Below are 19,859 nucleotides of genomic sequence, written 5' to 3'. Positions count from 1 at the left end.
ATCCCGATATCTCCTTCTATCCTAGTCGCCGATCCCCCATGAATAACGCCAAATCCGCGTCCACCGATTCATCCGCAGTGCCCGGCATGAAAGAAGCGGCCAGCGATTCGTCCCACAGGACCACCGCCGCAGACACGACCAAGGTGCCCGAGATGCCCCCTGTGGTGGGGCAACCGATGGAGTTGATTGACCGGGTCGTCAATCTGCTGGATCCGGCCGGTGACGTTCTATTGGGGACCACCCGAGATCAGGCCAATGCGGCTGTCCGCAGCGGCAGTGTCGAAGCGATCCGCCAAATTGGGGGCCAGTTCGCGATTCTGCAGCAATCCGGAAAGACGATTCGGATGGCTCGATCGATCGGACGACCAATGCGTTATTTTTTGGCCAAGCGAGCCGAAGGGCCGGCTTTGATCGTCGCGGAACGGATGGACGAGATCGCTAGCCAGTTGGACAAGGAAGGGTTGGCCGATCAGTTCCGCGCTGCTTACACGCGAATGGTCCCGGCCCACCACCTGTTGGAACTGCAATTGGTCGGCTGCCCCGATCCCAATCCGAAACTGCACCGCTATTTTTCGCCACAACGCAATCGTTTGCCTGCGAACATCGACGCGATCGGCCAAGCGTACATCGGTAAATTGGCCGAATCGATCGACGCGTGGTTGGACAGCATCCCCGCCGACGAGCCGATCGGTTTGATGTTCAGCGGTGGCGTGGACAGCGGCGCGGTGCTGATCGTGACCGATTTCTTGATCCGTCGCCGCGGACAATCTTCGTCGCGTCTCAAAGCGTTTACATTGTCGGTCGATGGCGATGCTTCGGACCCGCGACAAGCGTCGCAGTTCTTGAAGGCCGTTGACCGTGAAATGCTGCTGGAAATCGTTTCGGTGCCTCGATCTGCGTTGTCGTGGCGCGACGCGATCGGTGTGACCGAGGACTACAAGCCGTTGGATATCCAATCGGCAACCATGGGATTGGCCCTGTTGCGTGAAGTCCGCCGGCGGTACCCCGAATGGCGTTATCTGATCGATGGCGATGGTGGCGACGAAAACCTGAAGGACTACCCCATCGAAGAAAATCCCGAACTGACGATCCGCAGCGTGCTGGGCAATCGCATGCTGTATCAAGAAGGTTGGGGCGTCGATGCGGTCAAGCATTCCTTGACCTATAGCGGCGGTCAAAGTCGGGGGCATGTGCGAACCAGTGCGCCCGCGACGAAGCTAGGGTTTCGCGGATTCAGTCCCTTTGCGGTGCCCGACGTGATCGAAGCGGCCGAGGCGATTCCGTTTGTCGAACTGACGGACTGGGATCACCAACGCTTGTACGGGCTGAAAGGCCAGGTCGTCGCAGCAGGCGTGCGACAGATCACTGGTACGGAAATGCCCGTCTTTCCTAAGCAACGGTTTCAGCGAGGGGCGGTCGACGGCGCTACCTTTGATTCCCTGTTCCCCCAAGACGATCGCGAATATCGCAAAGCCTTTGACGAGCTGTTTTCGCAGCCGCCAATCGCAAACCGCTAAAGCCATCCTGCCCCCCCAAATCGCAAGCCGCCGAATTCGTAACGCAATTCGCCGCCCCACCCGTAGCGCAAGTCGCCAAGACTTTCGGCGATCCCCCCCGTGTTGGCCGAAACTGTTGGCGAGTTTGCGCTACGTGATGACGCTACGGCGCAACGCTCTGCCGCTTGGGCACGGGGGTGATGCTTGCCACTGTTGGGGCGTATGCCAGCGGGGCCCGTGCTGGCTTTCACTGGGGAAAGCCTAGGACGTGGGGCTGATCGTATCCTGCGGGCTTTCAACCGATTCACCCGCCGGTGTTGGTGCGGTGTGCTTGTGCCCCGGCAGGTTCTCGACCGCGACAGCCAAGGCGACACCGATCAGCAGCGCGGCGGTTAGTTTGCCGCGGTCGTGGTCGTGAAAGGCGACTTCGGGCAACAGGTCGGCCAAAGAGATACAGATAAAGAACCCGGCCGAGATCGCTAGGCCCCACCCAAGGATGGCCGATCCACCGGTCATCCGCATTGCACCAAAGTAGAACAGGGCGGCACCGATCGGACAGGCCAACGAAAACGTCATGTTCGCCAGGGCACGTTGTCCGGCCGTCCAGCCACCCTTCTGCATCACCGATGTGATCGCGAAGGCGTCCAGCGGTTTGTGCAGAACCACTGCCAGGAATGTTCCGACCCCGGCCAGGGGAAGCCACGCGCCGTGCTGCGCATCGGCCACCACACTAGCGGCCAAAGCGACTCCGTCGACCAGCGTGTGCAGCCCCAGTCCAAACATCATCGCCAGCCATCCCCAACCGGCGTTGCCATGGTTGTGGGGATCGGAATGCGAGTGGTCGTGGTCGCAGGCAGCGGCCGCCTGATGATCGTGCGAAAGCTGATCTTCCGGGCTGGATTTTATCGCCGGCGCATCGTGCTGGTGCACGTGGAAGAGCCGGATCAACAGGAACATGGACAGAATTCCGCCCAGGGTCGCCGCGCCCGCCTTGCTGGCTGAATTCAGTTCGACGGTGGCGTGCGGCAACAAATGCAGTGTCGCGATGCCCAGCATCAATCCCGAAACAAAACTCATCAACAGCTGCGTCCGCAGGTGCGTCATCCGCATCAGAGTCGGCAACCAGCCGCCAGCCATCGATGCAATCACGATCACGACACAATAGGTAAACAGCAGCGGCAAAACCGTCATAGCGATATCGGCTGGGGGGGCAGTGGTCCAAACTTCGAACGGCCACACAGCCTAGGGGATTGCTGGCAAGCTGAGAATCAGTCCGCCCGCAACAAGATGATTTTGCCAGACGGTGCCAAGCGGTGCCAAGCGGATGGCGGCGCCGCGTCTGCAGTCCCTTCTGCCTATCTCGCCATCAGAACATTTGCCCGGAAGAGTCCAAGCCAAATCCAATCGCGTCCTCGTCATCGCCATCCAAACCCGGTGATGTCAGCCATCCGATGCTGGATGCTGCTAGGGCCGCATCAAAGCGAGCCGAATCGTCCACTGCTTCCGAGGCTGGAATGCCGAACTGCGGCGTTTGGGCTTGGGAACCTTGGGCGGTCGCTGCACTCCGACGCCGAGCCAGTTCGTTGATCACCTGCAACGCGTCCACGGCGGTCACCGCATAGTCGCCGTTGACGTCATAGAAAACGCCGTTGGGGTCTTCGGTCGCAGGATCCAACAGGGGTGTCGATTGGCGGGCCATCTGGTTGATCACCCGCAGCGCGTCCGAGGCGGTCACTTCGCTATCGTTGTTGACGTCGAACTGATTGACGGGGTTCTGGAATTCTGGCGACTCGTCATCCAGGATTTCGAACGATGCAGCAGCCGAATCGTATCCCGACGCAGTGAAGGTGAACTGCAGCGTCCGCGGCAATTCAGGTTGGTCGTTGTCGATGGTGTCGAAGCTGATCGATCGATTCATCTCGCCCGCGCGAAGCGAAATCGACGTACCGAGGCTGGTTTGACTGACGCCCGCGCCAGCGATCCCAACCGTGATCGCGCTGGAAACGTCGGTGTTGCTTCGGCTGATCACCAACACGTTCGCGTCCGTGGTTCCCTCGACGACCGATGCGTTGGTAAACCGTGCTGTCAGCGTTTCGTAATCCGCGACCTGCAAACCGATGGATCCCGTGGTGGCGCCCGCGGCAACCGCGGTCAACGTGACCGATTGTGCGCCATCCAGCAGCGCGTCATCGACGGCGCTCACCACCGTGGTAACGCTCGATTGACCAGCCCGGATCACGACCGATGTCGGAACGGTGGCTTCGGACGGATCGTTGGACGAAAGCGTCACCGTTTGATCGATCGCGAGCACGGGGCCGCTGCGACTGACCGTCAAGGTTGCGGCGCTGGAACCGTCGTCTTCGCGAACGGTGGGCTGGCTAAGCTGAAGCGTGATTTCGGGCGTCGCATTGACGGCGATCTGGAATGTATTCTGTGTCGTCCCGCCATCATCGTCGGTGACCACGACTTTGACCGTTCGTGTTCCGGGCACCGCGTAGGTGTGCGATGCGTTGAACGAACCCGTGGTCAAACGCCCCGTCGAATTGCCTGCGATGTCGATGGTGGCAACCCCGTTGTCGATGGTTCCGTCGCCCCAATCGACCGTGAAATCAAAGGTTTCGTTCGTCGCAGGTGTGCCGTTGGGTTGGGCGTAGCCCGGATCCGTAAAAATCCCAATGTCCGTGATGGAGATCGGCTGACCGACGGTGCCGGTGCGGTTTGCGGGGACTTGCAAAGTCGGCGCCACATTCGTCACCGATACGGGGCTGAGGTCTTTTTCGACCTTGCCAATCGTGGACCCGGACAATGTTACCGATACCGGATAGGAACCGTCATCGCCGTATCGGTGCGACGCGGTCACGGTTGCGGATGTATTGGCGACTTCCCAACCGATGTCCTTCATCGCTGCGAAATCCAGCGGCGAAAAGGGAACTCGTTGACCGAAGCTGATCGAAGGCCCCATCAACGTTGGCTGCAGCGCGACGACGGACGGGTTCCAGTGGCCTCCCGAAAGCGGGACATTCCCTGAACCTTCGTAAGCGGCTCGCGCATTGGGGCCGGTGAACACACTTCCCGAGACATTTGTCGTCCATGATTCGGACGTCCCTAGCCCCAGCGCGTGTGCCAATTCATGCGTCGCAACGCTTAGGAAATCCAATTGGTCCGGCGCGATCGCATCGCCATCCTGGCCCAAATAGAACATCGGTTTGGTGGGGGTATCGAAACTGATCGAACCGTAAAGCGGTGCGATATCAGTCGGGTTGGCCGCCAACACGCCAGCTTCGCCCCGACTTTCGATCGCGTCCTGGTTGGCTTGTGCGGTGGTGCATTGTGGACCGGGGATGCAGGTTCGGGTGAAGCTGATCGACGCACCGCCGCCCACGCCACGCGACGCACCGGGCAGGTCACGAGCACCGGCGTAGATGATGATGGTGTTCGCCGCGATCGTTGGATTTTCAGGCAGTGAATGGAGTGTGCCGGCGGTCGAGTTGGCCGGCCCTTGGGACGGATGGAAGATCTTTGGCCTGACAGTCACGTAGGGCTTGGGGGCCACAGCGGCCAACGTGTCGTTGAACCTGCTGGCTAGCGCATCGGCGGCTTGCTGCAATCGGATCCGAAACGGATCGCTGGCCGACGTGCCGAAGAACTTGTTGGTGTCCAACGAATAGTCCAGCACGATTTTGATGTTGCCCGTCGAGTTGCCACCGGCGACTGTACCGTTGCTAGAGGTTCCATCGCCCCAATCGATCAGCGCCGACGCGTTGCCCACTAAACCAGCGGTATCGACGGGCGTGGTAAGATCAAAGATCGCACCTTCGGCAACCATCAACCGCCTGGGTTCAAGCGATTCGATTCGCGAGGAGCGAACCCGGACCCTCTTTGTATTTTGGTTGCGGCGGATCGCCGAACTCCGTTTACAACGAAACATGCATTGCCCACTGGTTGAGATGAGGGAGGGCTAGGTATCAGTCCGACGGCAGCGTGGGTTCAGAGAAACATCCCAAGCGATCGCTTCTGCTGCAATTCGCAGCGGACGCCACTGCTACCAGACGTTCCAGTGCAAAACGGGGGCCACGAATCAGAAAGACGGCCGGCCTGATCGTGGCACGCGCTGATGGTGGATGCGTCCTGATCATGGATGTGCCCCAAAATCATGACGCGATCGCTGCTGCGGAAACTGGTTTGCCCCTGTTTCCGAAGTATCGAACCGATGTCAAACGTTTCAGCGATGCGTCATCCACTGCCCGAATGGACTTCGCTGAACCAGTGTAATTCTGTCACCCGGCACGCTCGATCGCAAGCCCGATCGAGGCCTAGTGATACCGTCCGGCCTAAGAATGCCGGGGGGGCAAGCAGGGCCCCGGATCAATCGTCGTCGGCTTCTTCGACCACTTCGGGGCTCGTCGAGCGGCGGAAAACCGCGACGATATCGTCCACGGGGACCACGAACAGTTGGTTATCGTGTTCCAAATCGACGGGGATCGCGTTCTTGGGGTGGAACAAGATCTTGTCGTATTGGCGAAGCGGCAGTTCTTCGTCGTTCTCGACAACCGCGCTGATCGTGACGATCCGTCCGGTGATCGTGGGGATCTCAGCCGCATCGGGCAGCGCAATGCCGCCGCGGGTTTCTCGTTTGGGCTCGTCTTTTCGCACCAGCACTCGATCGCCGATCGGTTCGACGTGCTCAAACGTTGCAGCGGCCTTTTTCCTCTTTACCATCATCTCTCCGAAGGATCGTCTCGCATGTCGTCTTCCGTCACCAACACGACGGTTTGGGTCGATTGTGGCCCGTCGTGGTGACTAAGTCGAGCGGGGGCGGTCGCCACCGACACAGTGTGGGGTGGCGGACGTTGGTCGATCAGCTAGGCACGAAGCTCTTCGCATGCGATTCGCGTTGGGCCAGTTCGTAATCGTGCTGCGTCATGATCCGGGCCAGTTGTTCCAGATCGGTGGTGGCGGTCCAGCCTAGTTTTTCTTTGGCTTTCGAAGCGTCACCGAGCAACAGGTCGACTTCCGCAGGGCGGAAATAACGAGGATCGATTTCGACGTATTCTTCGTAATTCAGGTCTAGCTGCTCGAACACCAGTTTGCAGAAATCACGCACCGATTCGGTTCGCCCGGTGGCCAGCACAAAGTCGTCCGCTTCGTCGTGTTGCAGGATCCGCCACATCCCCTCGACGTAGTCCTTGGCGTAGCCCCAGTCGCGTTTGGCGTCCAGATTGCCCAGGTACAGTTTCTGTTGCAGGCCGGCTTTGATGCGGCCAGCGGCGCGAGTGATCTTGCGAGTCACGAAGGTTTCGCCGCGGCGTTCCGATTCATGGTTGAACAGGATCCCGTTGCTGGCGAACATGTCATAGCCGCGGCGATAGTTCACCGTTTGGTGGTACGCGTAAACCTTGGCACACGCATAGGGCGACTGCGGGTTGAACGGTGTGGTTTCCTTCTGAGGCGTCTCCAGAACTTCGCCAAACATCTCGCTGCTGCTGGCCTGGTAAACACGAACCGTTTTAGTTTTGTTCAACAGTCTTGCTGCTTCCAGAACGTTGAGCGCCCCGACACCAACGGTTTGCAACGTGTACACCGGTTGGTCGTACGACACGCGCACGTGGCTTTGGGCACCCAAGTTGTAAATTTCGTCGGGTTGAATTTCCAAAACCAAGTTGGTCAGTGCTTGGCCGTCGGTCAGGTCACCGTAGTGGAGTCGCAATCGCGATTCGGTGTGAACGTCTTGGTAAAGGTGGTCGATCCGTCCCGTCGTGAACGTGCTGCTACGACGAACCAGCCCGTGAACGTTGTAGCCTTTTTCGAGCAACAGTTCCGTCAGGTAACTGCCGTCTTGGCCGGTAATACCAGTGATTAATGCTGATTTGGTCATGGGATGAAAAGCCGTTCTGGGCGGATAAGGGGAAAATGGACGAGGGGTGTGGTGGGAAGGTGACAGCGGATCCGATGGAATCGCCACCGCGTGATGCGTGCCGTTATTCCCGTTCGTTAAACCGAACGCAGGTTGCCGGCGCCGGTTTCGCTGAGGAAGCTTTCGTAGGTCCTCTTCAAGCCGTCTGCTAACGATACCTGATGTTTCCAATCGGTCGCGTGAAGTCGCGACACATCGGTGCACTTGATCGGGGTTCCATCGGGACGCTGTGGGTCGGTCAGGATTTCGCCTTGGTAGCCAACCGTTCCAGCAACCTGGCGGGCGACTTCTAGAATGGTTTGGTCCACTCCGGTGCCGACGTTCACCCAGTCCGGTGGATCGGCGATCGTGCACAGATGGACCAGAGCGTCGGCCAAGTCGTCGACATACAGAAACTCGCGACGTGGCGATCCGGTTCCCCAGATGGTCACGGACGGAAGCGCGTCCATCTTGGCCTCGTGAAATCGCCGGATCAAAGCCGGTAGAACGTGGCTGTGTTCGGGGTGATAGTTGTCGCCGGGACCGTACAAATTTGTCGGCATCGCACTATGGAACATCACGCCGTGTTGGCGGCGGTAGTACTGGCAAAGTTTCAAGCCGGCGATCTTGGCCAACGCGTAGGCTTCGTTGGTGGGTTCCAGCGGTCCGGTCAACAACGATTCCTCGCGGATCGGTTGTGGGCAATCCCGCGGGTAGATGCAGGTGCTGCCAAGGAAGAGGAATCGTTTGACTCCGGCTTGGTAGGCAGCGTTGATCGCCGACATCGCCATTGCGACGTTCTGCGACAGGAATTCAACGGGATACGTGTTGTTGGCGACGATTCCACCGACCTTGGCGGCGGCAAAGATGACCGCATCGGGGCGGTGAGTTCGGAAAAAGTCAGCCGTCGCCGCAGGATCGCACAGGTCCAGTTCGTTTCGGCTGGCCGTCACCACATCGGTGTTGGTACCGGCAAGCCGACGACAGAGGGCCGAGCCCACCATTCCGCGGTGCCCAGCGATGTAAACCTTTTCGATATTTGGCGTGTTCATGGGCGAAAGCATAATTGGGAAAGGGGAAGGCGCGAATGGGAATCCGAATGTTGGGCACGCGCAAGACGGATGTTGATGCCCCGACCGCTAGCGTCATTCATCCTTGCAGTCGCGTTTTCACGGTGTTTGGGCGATGCAACCGGTTGGATTGCCCAGTCCATTCCGATTGCACCGACTATCCGGATTCCGTTGCCTGTTTGGTTTGGGGGAAGACGGCAGGGGACTGTAGATCTGTCTCCGTGATTGGTCGATTGGACTTGTACGCGACCGTGGCATGGATCGGAGGGACCGATTTCGCTGCGGCTGTCTTATCACCCTGTTAGGAAGAGACCTAGGGATGCGCAAGGAAGTCAAACGAACCCTGTTGCTGTGGCCTGCCGCCGCGTCTGCGACGATCACGGCTGTATCGTGGATGGGTACCCAGTTGCCCAGTCTGTCGGATACCTCGTCGATGATTGCATCGATCGAACGCCCGGTTGCGTTGGCACTGAATTCCCTTTCCTTCGACTCGGGGCAGCCGACGACGTCGTCCAGGTTCCGGAGGTCCACCGAACCGGTGCCGGGCGCCGAATGGACGGTGCCGGTGCCGAATAGCTTCTCGCACGATCGACATGGATCGATCGGGTCGAGACATTCGCAGCGGGACCTGTCGAGCACCAACCTGGCAGCGCTGGCGCGTCTGGCTCCGGCCACGTCCAAAGCCGCGACGTCGGGCGCCGTAACGAACGCCACCACCACGGCGTACTCCCGCCCTGTGGATTGGTCCAATGGCGTGTTCGAATTGGCGTCGACGCATCCCGTCACCGATCGTGACGAGCATGGGTCACGCGGCGTGCGGCTACCGCAGCGAGTGGCCGAGGCTTTCGGACAGGACAATCCGACGCCGCTGCTTGCACCCGTTCGGTCCGAGCAATTTGAATTGGCTGGGTTGGCGTTGCAGTTGCATCAGGATCAATCGGCGGCACAGGATTTGGCCGACGGGACTTGCATCATTGCCGACGTCCCGCTGAATCATCGAACGCTGCAAAGTCTGCGCAATCGCAGTCGTGTCCTGCAGGTGGTTCCACGCCGTGATTTGGATGCCAGCGATGACTTGGTGATTGACCAAGAAACGATCGCGTTGATTTCGCCAGCCCAGGCACGTGCACAGCAGGACTCGGGATCCAACGTCGCAAAGAACGACGACTCGGATCCGAACGTTTTCGAGCTGAAGCCAGCCCGGCGACCGTCCAGTTTGCCGGAATCGAATCGGGCGTTGGCCAAGCCAGTTCGGGTCGAACAACCGGTCCTGGAAACTGTCACCAACGGCGACACCGAGTCGTTCGTGACGGACCTGCCGCAGATCCGATTGAATCTGCCCAGCCACACGGTCAGCAAACGATCGGCAAGTGATTGGCCAGCCGGATGGCCTGTGACGACGCAGTTGGACGCGCAATTGGCGGCCTTGGCCAACCAAGCCAACGACCCCGCCATCCATCAGTGGTCAGAGGACGTCGCCAGCAAATTGGCAACGCTTCGATCGCTGCCGCGTCTGGGCGATCAACGGGCTGGCGATCTGATCGGCGACTTGGGCAAATTGGCGATCGAGGGCGAGGCGGCGGCCGAGGCCCTGGAAGATCGTGAATCCCAAGTGGATTGGCTGCGAGCCGTTCATGGGCTGACGCGCCGTGTCCAGGTCTGGCAACCGGTATGGGCGGTGACTCGCGATAGTCAGCCGACTTGGATGGTGACCGACCAGATCGATGGATCGGCATCGCTGTTGGTCGTGATCGACGAAGTGGTTGCGGCGATCGAGGCGGTGCGAGCCGACCTCCATGAAACCGGTGACGTCGAAGGTTGGGCTTCGTACCTGTTGTTGGACGAAATCGAAAAGGCTGCCACGGCAACCCATCGTGACGTCGCCAAACGCGAAGAACGTTCGATCGTGGCCCAGCGACTGTTGTCCCGACTCAGCTGGCATGCACTGCAAGAGGGACATTTGCAATGGTTGGATCGTGATTCGGTAAACCAGTTGGCCAACACGGTTCGGCCCTGGGCTCGTGGCGCCGTGGACTATGCGGATCTGTTGGCACAAATCGAACGCCAAGAAACCGACGCGATCGATTTGGCCGCGATCGATATTGCCGACGCTGTGCAAACGCTTCGGTTTGCCGAGAATGATTCCGCCGTCGCGATCGCAAAATCGTTGGGGGCCTACTATCGAAACGCCAACGTGCGAATGGCGATCAGCGAAGACATGCTGAACCGTATGTTGCCGTCGATCGATCCCCAAAATGTGCCGGTCAACACGACCATGATGGGCAACCGTATCCGCGGAGTCAGCCAGATCAACAGCGATCTAGCGATCTCGCTGACCCCATCACCGGATCGATGGATGCTGCGTCTTAGCACGTTGGGGCATGTCAGCACCCGATCGACGGGTTTCAGTGGTCCGGTTGCGGTTGATACGACTGGTTCATCGCGATTTGTCGCAGCGACACCGATCGTCGTGTCACGCAACGGCATCGCCACTGGCGATGTGAACGTGGACGTCGACGGACGGATGAAGCTTCGTGGCATTCGATCGGACTACGATCGCTGGCCATTGGTGGGATCCTTGGTCCGCAGCATTGCCGAGAGCCGGTATGACGAGATGGCACCGATTTCGAACCGTATGGCTAGCAGCAAGATCAAACAGGAAGTTGCGTCAGAGATGCAGGGACGCTTGGACGAACAAGTGTCCTCTGCAACGGACCAACTGTCCAATTTGGTGCTGGGGCCGCTCGGCAAACTGAAGTTGGATCCGCAAGTGATCGATATGCAAACCACCAACGATCGACTGTTGGCACGTTATCGATTGGCTGGGGATTGGCAACTTGCTGCGTTCACCCCGCGACCTCGGGCACCGAAGTCCAGTTTGATGAGCCTGCAGGTTCACCAGTCGGCCATCAACAACACGCTGGAACAGTTGGTACCACGTGATCAACCGATGCCGATCGAAGACGTCATCGCCCATGGTGCCGGAATGTTCGGCAAAGAATTCTCGATGCCCGAGGATATGCCCGAAGGCGTCACGATCCAATTTGCACGAACTCGACCAATCACAGTCGAAATCGAAGATGGCAAGTTGTGGGTGACGATGCGGATCGTGCGGTTGAGCCAAGGGACGCGAGTGGATCTGACCCAGTTCATCGTCCGTGCGGCCTACATTCCGCAGGTAGACGGATTGGATGCTTCGCTGGTTCGTGATGGCCATCTGCGAATCAGTGGACCTGGAATGTCGATGCGAGAGCGATTGCCAGTGCGAGCGATTTTCAACAAAGTGCTTGCGGCTAGCCGACCGTTGCCGCTGACACTACCGGTACTAACCCAGCATCCGGCGATGAAGGGGTTGGCCGTCAGCCAGTTGGAACTGCGTGGCGGGTGGGTTGCGATCGCCCTGAGTGAAGAGAATGCACCGCGGGTCGCATGGTTAAAGAACTAAAGTCTTGCCGTCTATTCCGCGGCTGGCAGCGGAACCACCCATCCTTCCTGGGTGTGTTCCGCTGCCAGAAACTCGGGCGCACGCTCGCTGGCATCTTCGCATGTGGCCGCATCCGAAGATGCCAGCACGAAGAAAATGCTCATTCAGGGAGGGAGTTAGAGAGAGGGGGGAAGAAAGAAACGACAATTCTTGATCGCTCGTTGCTTAATCGCTTCGATGGTCGCTTCCAAACGCTAGTTCACACAGATGCGACTGGGCGACCGGCGCTGGACAGCTCCAGACAAGAAAGAACAGCGCTTGCTGGCACAATCGGCCGACTAAGTGACCCTGCACAAAACCGGCCCCCTTGGCGGCGGTCAACGCGGCTTGAGTGGTCCGCAGCACCAGTCGATTGGCCTGGCCACGAATTTCCGATGGATCGCATCCTTCCGATGAATCACCCTCCCGACCGACGCGAAGCAGCGATGCCTCCAACTGATCAATGTCCTTGGTCAACTCATCGCTCGCTTCGCGCAGGTCCGGTCGTTGATCGGATTCGGATGCCAGATAGTTTCCTGCCGCTCGCGCTAGCCCAACCGCCAAGGTCGAAGTCTGAAGCCCGCCGGTTCGCGCACCGCTGCCGCCGGTCATCACGTTGTCTTCGGGCCCGGCCAATAGGGATGCGTGATCAATCAACACCCCATCGAAACGAACTTGATCGGTGCAACTGGCCGACAACGCAATCAATTCTGTTCCCGCTCCGGAAACCACTCCCGGCAAATCGGACGGTACCGCAGCAAGAATCTGACGTCCGTCATCCAGGGTGGCCCCGATGACGTACACGTCCGCATGCGGAGCTCCGGTGACCCACGGCGACATTCCGTCCAATCGAAATCCGTCTTTGGTTTCGGTAGCCATCAGCACGGGTTTGGCCAGGTGCCGACGGCTGGTGGTCAGGTGGCTGATCCCGACGGTGCCAAATTGTTTGCCGGACGACAGCGATTCGACATATCGATCCATGATCGATTGGTTACCGCTGCTGACGATGCGGCGAATCGCACCCATGTACTGCGTAATGATGAATGTGGTGGTCAGGTCGGCTTCGGCTAGTCGCAGATAACCGCGCGTTTGATCGGTATCCGACCATTCCATTCCCCCAGCATGCCGGGGCAGAAACCAACGGTACACGCCCGACTGGCCACACCGACGCAGAGATTCACCCGGCCAATCATTCACGCCATGCCACCGCGGCGCTGCGTCGCGTAGCGATTCGCACAATGCGTCCATGGCGGGGCCGGTCGGGGATTCCACAAGAGGTTGGCTAGACATGTTCCGTGTTCAGGTAGGTGGGGGCGTTGGGGATGCTTGGATCGGGCTATCACACTGCGGCCTCGGCGTGTGCTGCACCAGCATTCTAGAACAGGAACCAAGTCACAGCGACGTGTGGCGAACCTGGGTGCCCCCCGAAAGGGTACAATCGTTTTCTGATCGGGGGCATTCGTAACGGCGCAGGAGACTTTGGCTGATGCATGACGTCACGTTCGGAATCACCACCTTCAATCGTCCCGGATTGGTCCGACGGTTGGTCGAATCGATACGGCTTCGCTATCCACGGGTGCGAATTGTGGTGGCCGACAATGGCAATGTCCACGCCCGGTTGCCGGACGACGTCGAAGTTCTGCGGATGCCCTTTGACTGTGGTCTCTCCCGTGCCCGAAATGCGTTGATCGATCACCTGCAGACCGATTATCTTCTGATCCTAGAAGACGACTTTCTGTTTACCGAGGAAACGCAGATCGAACCGATGCGGGAGGTTCTTCAGGCGGATGAAACCATCGGTGCCGTGGGCGGTGCGATTCGCGGGGCCGATTCGCGAGTGACGTGTTATGCGTTGGATATCGAGGTTTGCCGTCGCACGATGCGGGTTCGCGAAGCGATTCACCGGGTCGAGGTCACGGCGTCGGGAATCGCTTACCGCCTGTGCGACATGGTTTGGAATTTTGCGTTGTTCCGCCGCGAAATGCTGGCGGAACATCGCTGGGTCGACAAGCTGAAGATTGGCGAGCACTGCCCGTTTTTTTACGAGATCAAACTTGCTGGAAATTGGCGGATCGCTGCGTGTTCGGTCCCCCGGATCTATCACGTCCCGCAACCCAGGCCCAAAGACTATCTCGTTTATCGACGACGGGCAGCGGCATTCTTCGAAGCCTACCTGCGTTCGCGTGGCATCGATCACTACAAACGCATCTTGCCCTATCACTTCGAAGACGACGCCATCTTGATGCCGTCGTTAATCGTTCTAGCGGTAGGGCATAGCGGTACTACGATCGTCACTCGCATGCTGCAACAGATGGGCTGGAATCTAGGCCCCGCGGATCAAGAGTTTGCCGAACATGCAACCATCCGCGATCTCAACGAACGGTACATCCAAACCGGACGCTGGGATGGTCGGGCCGCACTGGCGGCTCTGCAGGAACTACCGCAACCTTGGGTGATCAAGGATCCGCGATTTGTGTCGACGCTGCATCGATGGTTGCCGGTGATCGCCAAACTAGCGTCCAAGCCAACGCTGTTGCAGTTGCGCCGAGACCGCGACGCGCTGCGGGCTAGCTATCGTCGACGTGGAGCTCCCGGTGACTTGGATTTTCGCTTGGATCAGATGATTCGCGATCGTGATCGTCAGTACGATCGATGGCCCTACGCACGTCTAACCTTGGAATACGAAAGCGTGGCCGCCGCGGTCATGACGTTCGATCTGAACCGCGCCCAGCAAGGCGATGCAGCGGGAAGGGCAACGCGTGATCCCCGCACCCGCGGTTCAGCGATGTCACCTAGCACCGACTGCCAAGGCGTCACGCACGATTCATCGTCACCGTCGATGTTTGTGCATTCGGAAAGTGGGTCCGGGTACGATTCCAAGGGGCGCTCGTGGGGCCATGTTGATTCGTCCCTGCCCTTTGGTTTCGGAATTGAATCCGATTCGTACGTCCCACAGGCCAGCGAATGTGGTTGGCCCGATGGTTCCCAACAGATAGATGGTTCCCAACAGACGGGCTGTGGCACATTGTCCAGCGATGGCAGTGATGGCAGCGGAAACGCGTTTCGCGGGGCAGCGGGTGCGCCCACCGAAGCGGACATCGATGGATGGGAACATTCGCTGCGCCGAATCTATCCCGATCCGTTTCAGATCATGGACGCTCCGGCGGACAAACAGTCCAGCCATCCGAATGTCACGCCGCGCGATCGTGAGGCACCATGAGCAAGTCACTGAATCGATTGGTCGAACTGTTGATCAAGTCGGGCACGGTATCCGAAGGACAGATCGAAGGCATCCGCGCCGAACTGGCTGCGATGGGGGACCGCGAAGATAGCCACACGAAGGATCGCGACCAAGTTTTGGCCAAGCAATTGACCGATTCGGGCGTGTTGACCGACTTTCAGGCTTGCAGTGTTCGCGATGGAAAATCGGATGAACTTGTCTTGGACGATTATCTGATTCTGGACGAAATTGGTTCAGGGGGAATGGGATCGGTCTATCGCGCCCGGCACACCGTGATGGGGCGGGAGGTCGCAGTTAAATTCGCAAAGAATGATGACCCCGATGCGTCGGACGACGAACGGTTCCGTCGCGAAGTGGAAGCCCTTTCGCGTTTGGTCCACCCCAACATCGTCAGCGCTCTGGATGCGGGATATCGCGGTGCCAATTGTTATTTGGTGATGGAATACGTCGAAGGAATGGACCTTTCGACCCACGTCAAAAAGAATGGAACGATGTCGTTTCCCGACGCGTTGAACGTTCTGGTGCAGGCGGCCGAGGGACTAAAGTTTGTCCACAAAAACAACATCATTCACCGCGACATCAAACCAGGAAATATTTTGATCTGCGGCGACCGGCAGGTCAAACTTTTGGACGTCGGTCTGGCTCGGTTTGGCGACGGTGCCACGGTCAGCGAAGACGACGTCGATACCAAGGACCTGGCCGACCAGGCGCCCGTCACAGTCGACGCGACCACCGACGCCAACCTGACTCAGCGTGGCCAGATTGTCGGGACGATCGACTACATGGCGCCCGAACAAGCTGTCGATTCGCGAAAGGTATCACCATCGGTGGACATCTATGGCCTTGGTTGCACATTCCACTTTCTGGTGACCGGCAATCCCCCCTATCGCGAACGTGGGAAGTCAACGCTGGAACGGGTGATTGCCCATCGCGAAAAAGCGGTCCCGTTGTTGTCCCAACGCTGTCGCGATGTGCCCACTGAATTTGACCCGATCTTCACCAAAATGCTGGCCAAAAGTCCTAGCAAACGGTATCGCGATGCGTCCGAATTGTTGGGCGATCTGCGCCGCATCCAGCGTGATTTCAGCAGTGTCCTTTCGGACCAGTCGCCGCGTCTGCAATCGATGATCGAGGCCCGTTCGCGTCGTCGTCGTTTGATTCAGTGGTCGTTGGTTGGCGGCGCAGCGATGTTGACGATTGCGATCCTGGCAGGCCTGACCGTGCACACGATCCGGCGGCAAGCTGCGAACCTGGCCCTGGTGATGGAGACGATTGCAGACGATCTGCCCGGTGACGTCGATGCAGACAATCCATCCGAAGGCAAACAGGCGGTGGTGTCGCCCCCCAAGATCCAAACGGTTTCTCCCCCGTTGGATCTGTTCGGTTATTTGGACACCGATCGTTCGATTCAAACCGGAACTGGATGGGAACTAACGGACACCGAACTGCTGATTCCGAATTCCACCCCCAGCTTGTTGTCGGTGCCGATTCGTGTCCTGGAAGAATATCGGTTGATCGTGACGGTACGTCGCGTCGAGGGCACCGGTCCGTTGGTCATGTTCTTGCCGGTCCACGGACAATCGCAGTGTTTCATCTTGATCGATTCCCAACGTTCTTCCGAATCGATTGCGGGGATCGGATTTACGTCCGATGGCAGACTGATTTCGGTTCAGCGCCGTTGTCCCCCACTTGGTGACCAGCCGCAACGAATATCGATGGATGTCCGCGATGATGGCATCCAGTGCTTCTTTGGCGATCAATCGATCTTGGATTGGCGTGGTGATCCGTCGGCGTTGGTCATGGGGGGCGGTTGGACCGGTACGGACGAGGCGAAGTTGGTCATCGGATCGAATCACGAGTCGTCGTTTTCGCTGTCTGAAATACGGATTGAGACGATTTCGCCACCTTAGGGTGTGCTAGTTGCCGTAATCGCCAAACCGTCTTGCCCGCCCCGAGTGCCCATTCCCGTGGCCGTCCGATAAGATGCGTCTACCAATCATCCGCTCGGATCTGGCATCGGATTTAGCAGGGGACAACCGATCGGCTTCCGAGTGATTGGGCGTGATGAGAGTCTGATGTTCAGCAATTCCGCAAAGGTCCCGCAATTTGAACGCTACCGTCACTTCGAACTGTTCGCTAAGCGATTACCAGCCGCCGGCGGATCGTTACGACGAGTGCAAAACCGCCGACGGGAAAATTCGACCCTCTTGGCAACTGTTGGCTGCACACGTTGAACAACTCGGATTGGCCGGGATGAACGAACGTGAATCGACGATCGATCAATTGCTGCGTGAAAACGGCACCACGTTCTTGGTGGAAAACGAGAACGAAGGCGAAGGACGCCAGAATCGTCCATGGCAACTTTCGCCAGTACCGCTGGTGATCGATTCGGAATCTTGGAAAAAGGTCGAAGCCGGTCTGGCGCAACGCACCCGATTGCTAGAGGCCGTCTTGGGGGACCTGCTTGGCCGCCAACGGCTGGTCAAAGAACGCATCGTTCCGGCGGAACTGTTAGCGGCCAACCCCATTTTCCAACGTGCCTATCACGGTGTGCCAAGTTTTGGTGGCACTCGGCTGCACATCACGGCAACCGATATGGCACGCGCCAAGGATGGAGCGTGGTGGGTTGTCAGCGATCGTACGCGTGCCCCCAGCGGGCTGGGGTACCTGCTGGAGAACCGGATCATCACCAGCCGCGTTTTCCCCAGGCTGGTGCGGCAAAGCAATACGCGACGTTTGGCGCATTTTTTCGAATCGTTGCGAGTGCATTTGCGATCGCTTGCACCGGCGATGCGAGAGAACCCTCGCGTTGCTTTGCTGACGCCCGGTGTCGACAGCTATCGCGAATTCGAAGACGCCTACCTGGCTCGGTACCTGGGACTGACGCTGGTCCAGGGAACCGACTTGGCCGTTCGCGGCGGTCGGCTGAATCTGAAGACCTTGGGTGGCCTGCTTTCGATCGAAGTCCTGTGGCGGCACATCTCGGATCGCAAATGTGATCCTTTGGAACTGTTGCCCGATTCGACCGAGGGTGTGACGGGGCTGTTGCGGGCGATCCGCGGTGGCAATCTGGCCGTCGCCAACGCGATCGGCAGCGTCATGGCTCAGATTCCTGCATTGATGCCGTTCCTGCCTGGGGCAAACCGATTCTTTTTCGGCGAAGATCTCAAGCTGCCTTCGGTCGCAACGTATTGGTGTGGCGGTCCTAAGGAATTGCAGTATGTCCTGGATAACCTGGACACGCTTGCGATTCGCGGTGCCTTCGCGGTGACGGGCACATCGCCGATCCACCCGCAGGAACTATCCAGCGAAGCCAGGTCTGAACTGGTATCGGCGATCAAAGCCAATCCGCGTGAATACATTGCGCAAGAAAGGTTGCCGCATAGCACGACGCCGGTCTGGAACGACGGCAAGTGGCAACCTTGGCATGTCGCTTTGCGTTGTTTTCAGTTGCAAACCGAAAGGGGCGTGGAAGTCCTTCCCGGTGCCTTGGCACGATTGAGCCCGACCGAAAGGTCGTTGGGACGGTCGGCCCACAGTGGTCAAATGGCCCAAGATTGTTGGATCGCTAGCGACCATCCGGTCGACAGCGATGCGACCTTGTTGGCGCCTGCGGATGCAAAGATTGTGTTGAAACGGTCTGGGGACGAACTGCCTAGCCGAGTCGCCGAACACCTGTTTTGGTTGGGACGTTATGCCGAGCGTGGCGAAGCGATCGCGCGGCTGTTGCGAACCACCTTGACTCGGCTGGCCAGCGAAAACGAACTGCACGAATTGCCCGAACTGCCACGGTTGGTGGCTGGGTTGGCCGCGATCGGTCAGATCGAACCGGACTATGCGATCGCGCCGTTGGAAGTGTCGATGCCGCGGCTGGAAGACATGTTGCCCGCATCGGTGATGGACGCCGGGCAACCACGTGGACTGCAAAGCACCATCGGATCCGTGATCCACAATGCGATGGTGGTTCGTGACCGCCTGTCCATCGATGCCTATCGGATCATTCAACGGGCCGAAGCCGATCTGAACGCCCCGCTGGCTGAACGAAATATCGGGCGTCTGATCGAGCGGATGAACGGATTGATTGTCGACCTGTTGGGTTTCGCCGGGGTGCTTAGCGAAAGCTTTACTCGGACCCATGCGTGGCAGTTCTTGGAACTGGGACGTCGCCTGGAACGGGCTTACCAAACCGCCGAATTATTGTCCGCGACATTGGTTCCGGTCGGCAGAGGCGAACGCGCGGTCTGTGAAGCCGTCTTGGAAACATCCGACAGTCTGATGACCTATCGTTCGCGATATCTGAATCTGGTTCGTGTGGCGCCGACCTTGGATCTGCTGGTCACCGACGAGACGAATCCCCGTTCGATTCGCTTCCAGCTTGACGAAATCTGTCGGGTTTTGGATCAATTGCCAAATAGTTCCAGTTCGGTCGGCTTGGGGCATGACGAGAAACTAGCATTGGAATTGGTACACTATCTGCGGATGGCGGATCCAAATGATTTGTCGGAAAGTGGGGATGCCGACCGACGCATTAAACTGCAGCGGTTGCTCGATCGGATGTTGGAAGTCCTGCCGGAATTGTCCAACGTGATCGCTGCAAGATATTTGATCCACACCGGCGCAACTCAGTCGCTGACCGGTGTTCTGCCGCCCATCATTTCGTAACGGATTTGGTCTGGTGCCGTCCCTGATTCCTGTG

13 protein-coding genes are annotated in these 19,859 nt (G+C 58.7%); 6 read left to right on the top strand and 7 right to left on the bottom strand.

Annotated elements, in window-relative coordinates:
• Positions 1-176: 176 nt before the first annotated feature.
• On the top strand, positions 177-1,517 hold the full coding sequence (locus K227x_RS17885) for an asparagine synthase-related protein (protein ID WP_145178061.1): 1,341 nt from the start codon (positions 177-179) through the stop codon (positions 1,515-1,517).
• Between the two features lie 240 nt (positions 1,518-1,757).
• Here K227x_RS17885 and K227x_RS17880 read toward each other — a convergent pair whose 3' ends face one another.
• A complete protein-coding gene (locus K227x_RS17880; RefSeq protein WP_145171604.1) occupies positions 1,758-2,687 on the bottom strand; it encodes a ZIP family metal transporter in 930 nt (309 codons plus the stop codon).
• A gap of 175 nt (positions 2,688-2,862) precedes the next feature.
• Positions 2,863-5,322: a dockerin type I domain-containing protein gene (locus tag K227x_RS17875; RefSeq protein ID WP_246146859.1), complete on the bottom strand. Its 2,460-nt coding sequence runs from the start codon at positions 5,320-5,322 to the stop codon at positions 2,863-2,865.
• A 275-nt stretch (positions 5,323-5,597) separates the two neighbouring features.
• Between K227x_RS17875 and K227x_RS30670 the strand changes: the two genes are divergently transcribed.
• On the top strand, positions 5,598-5,768 hold the full coding sequence (locus K227x_RS30670) for a hypothetical protein (protein ID WP_218933336.1): 171 nt from the start codon (positions 5,598-5,600) through the stop codon (positions 5,766-5,768).
• Between the two features lie 93 nt (positions 5,769-5,861).
• Here K227x_RS30670 and K227x_RS17870 read toward each other — a convergent pair whose 3' ends face one another.
• The 3 genes from K227x_RS17870 to K227x_RS17860 form a co-directional block, all read right to left on the bottom strand.
• A complete protein-coding gene (locus K227x_RS17870) occupies positions 5,862-6,215 on the bottom strand; it encodes a co-chaperone GroES (RefSeq protein ID WP_145178059.1) in 354 nt (117 codons plus the stop codon).
• A 139-nt stretch (positions 6,216-6,354) separates the two neighbouring features.
• Positions 6,355-7,371 carry a GDP-mannose 4,6-dehydratase gene (gene gmd / locus K227x_RS17865; RefSeq protein WP_145171600.1) on the bottom strand — a complete coding sequence of 339 codons (1,017 nt, stop codon included), beginning with the start codon at positions 7,369-7,371 and terminating at the stop codon, positions 6,355-6,357.
• 116 nt (positions 7,372-7,487) lie between these two features.
• Positions 7,488-8,441: a GDP-L-fucose synthase family protein gene (locus K227x_RS17860; RefSeq protein ID WP_145171598.1), complete on the bottom strand. Its 954-nt coding sequence runs from the start codon at positions 8,439-8,441 to the stop codon at positions 7,488-7,490.
• 337 nt (positions 8,442-8,778) lie between these two features.
• Here K227x_RS17860 and K227x_RS17855 point away from each other — a divergent pair, with 337 nt between their 5' ends.
• Positions 8,779-11,904, top strand: coding sequence for a hypothetical protein (locus K227x_RS17855; protein WP_145171596.1), 3,126 nt, complete (start codon positions 8,779-8,781; stop codon positions 11,902-11,904).
• Between the two features lie 11 nt (positions 11,905-11,915).
• Here the strand turns inward: K227x_RS17855 and K227x_RS31455 are convergent, their stop codons facing one another.
• Positions 11,916-12,047, bottom strand: coding sequence for a hypothetical protein (locus K227x_RS31455; RefSeq protein WP_261343405.1), 132 nt, complete (start codon positions 12,045-12,047; stop codon positions 11,916-11,918).
• Between the two features lie 61 nt (positions 12,048-12,108).
• Positions 12,109-13,212, bottom strand: a complete 1,104-nt coding sequence (locus tag K227x_RS17850; protein ID WP_145171594.1) for an acyl-CoA dehydrogenase family protein — start codon at positions 13,210-13,212, stop codon at positions 12,109-12,111.
• Positions 13,213-13,408: 196 nt separating this feature from the next.
• On the opposite strand from K227x_RS17850, the gene K227x_RS17845 reads away from it, so the two are divergent.
• The 3 genes from K227x_RS17845 (at position 13,409) to K227x_RS17835 (ending at position 19,825) form a co-directional block, all read left to right on the top strand.
• Entirely contained in the window at positions 13,409-15,142 is a 1,734-nt protein-coding gene (locus tag K227x_RS17845; protein ID WP_145171592.1) for a glycosyltransferase family 2 protein, read from the top strand.
• Positions 15,139-17,073 (top strand): serine/threonine protein kinase, encoded by a 1,935-nt coding sequence (locus tag K227x_RS17840; RefSeq protein ID WP_145171590.1) that lies wholly within the window; start codon positions 15,139-15,141, stop codon positions 17,071-17,073. Before K227x_RS17845 ends, K227x_RS17840 begins: the two co-directional genes overlap by 4 nt.
• 196 nt (positions 17,074-17,269) lie before the next feature.
• Positions 17,270-19,825, top strand: a complete 2,556-nt coding sequence (locus K227x_RS17835; RefSeq protein WP_218933335.1) for a circularly permuted type 2 ATP-grasp protein — start codon at positions 17,270-17,272, stop codon at positions 19,823-19,825.
• Positions 19,826-19,859: the final 34 nt, after the last annotated feature.

The organism is Rubripirellula lacrimiformis, from assembly GCF_007741535.1.
GTDB lineage: Bacteria > Planctomycetota > Planctomycetia > Pirellulales > Pirellulaceae > Rubripirellula > Rubripirellula lacrimiformis.
The sequence above is the reverse complement of the archived record's forward strand: the minus strand, read 5'-3'. Positions and strand labels throughout refer to the sequence as shown.

What these genes read in the sequence shown, in the direction of transcription:
- K227x_RS17855 (WP_145171596.1), top strand. Translation starts at nt 8,779, where the DNA reads ATGCGCAAGGAAGTCAAACGAACCCTGTTGCTGTGGCCTGCCGCCGCG.
- K227x_RS31455 (WP_261343405.1), bottom strand. Translation starts at nt 12,047, where the DNA reads ATGAGCATTTTCTTCGTGCTGGCATCTTCGGATGCGGCCACATGCGAA.
- K227x_RS17880 (WP_145171604.1), bottom strand. Translation starts at nt 2,687, where the DNA reads ATGACGGTTTTGCCGCTGCTGTTTACCTATTGTGTCGTGATCGTGATT.
- K227x_RS17850 (WP_145171594.1), bottom strand. Translation starts at nt 13,212, where the DNA reads ATGTCTAGCCAACCTCTTGTGGAATCCCCGACCGGCCCCGCCATGGAC.
- K227x_RS17845 (WP_145171592.1), top strand. Translation starts at nt 13,409, where the DNA reads ATGCATGACGTCACGTTCGGAATCACCACCTTCAATCGTCCCGGATTG.
- K227x_RS17840 (WP_145171590.1), top strand. Translation starts at nt 15,139, where the DNA reads ATGAGCAAGTCACTGAATCGATTGGTCGAACTGTTGATCAAGTCGGGC.
- K227x_RS17885 (WP_145178061.1), top strand. Translation starts at nt 177, where the DNA reads ATGGAGTTGATTGACCGGGTCGTCAATCTGCTGGATCCGGCCGGTGAC.
- gmd (WP_145171600.1), bottom strand. Translation starts at nt 7,371, where the DNA reads ATGACCAAATCAGCATTAATCACTGGTATTACCGGCCAAGACGGCAGT.
- K227x_RS17870 (WP_145178059.1), bottom strand. Translation starts at nt 6,215, where the DNA reads ATGGTAAAGAGGAAAAAGGCCGCTGCAACGTTTGAGCACGTCGAACCG.
- K227x_RS17875 (WP_246146859.1), bottom strand. Translation starts at nt 5,322, where the DNA reads ATGGTTGCCGAAGGTGCGATCTTTGATCTTACCACGCCCGTCGATACC.
- K227x_RS17860 (WP_145171598.1), bottom strand. Translation starts at nt 8,441, where the DNA reads ATGAACACGCCAAATATCGAAAAGGTTTACATCGCTGGGCACCGCGGA.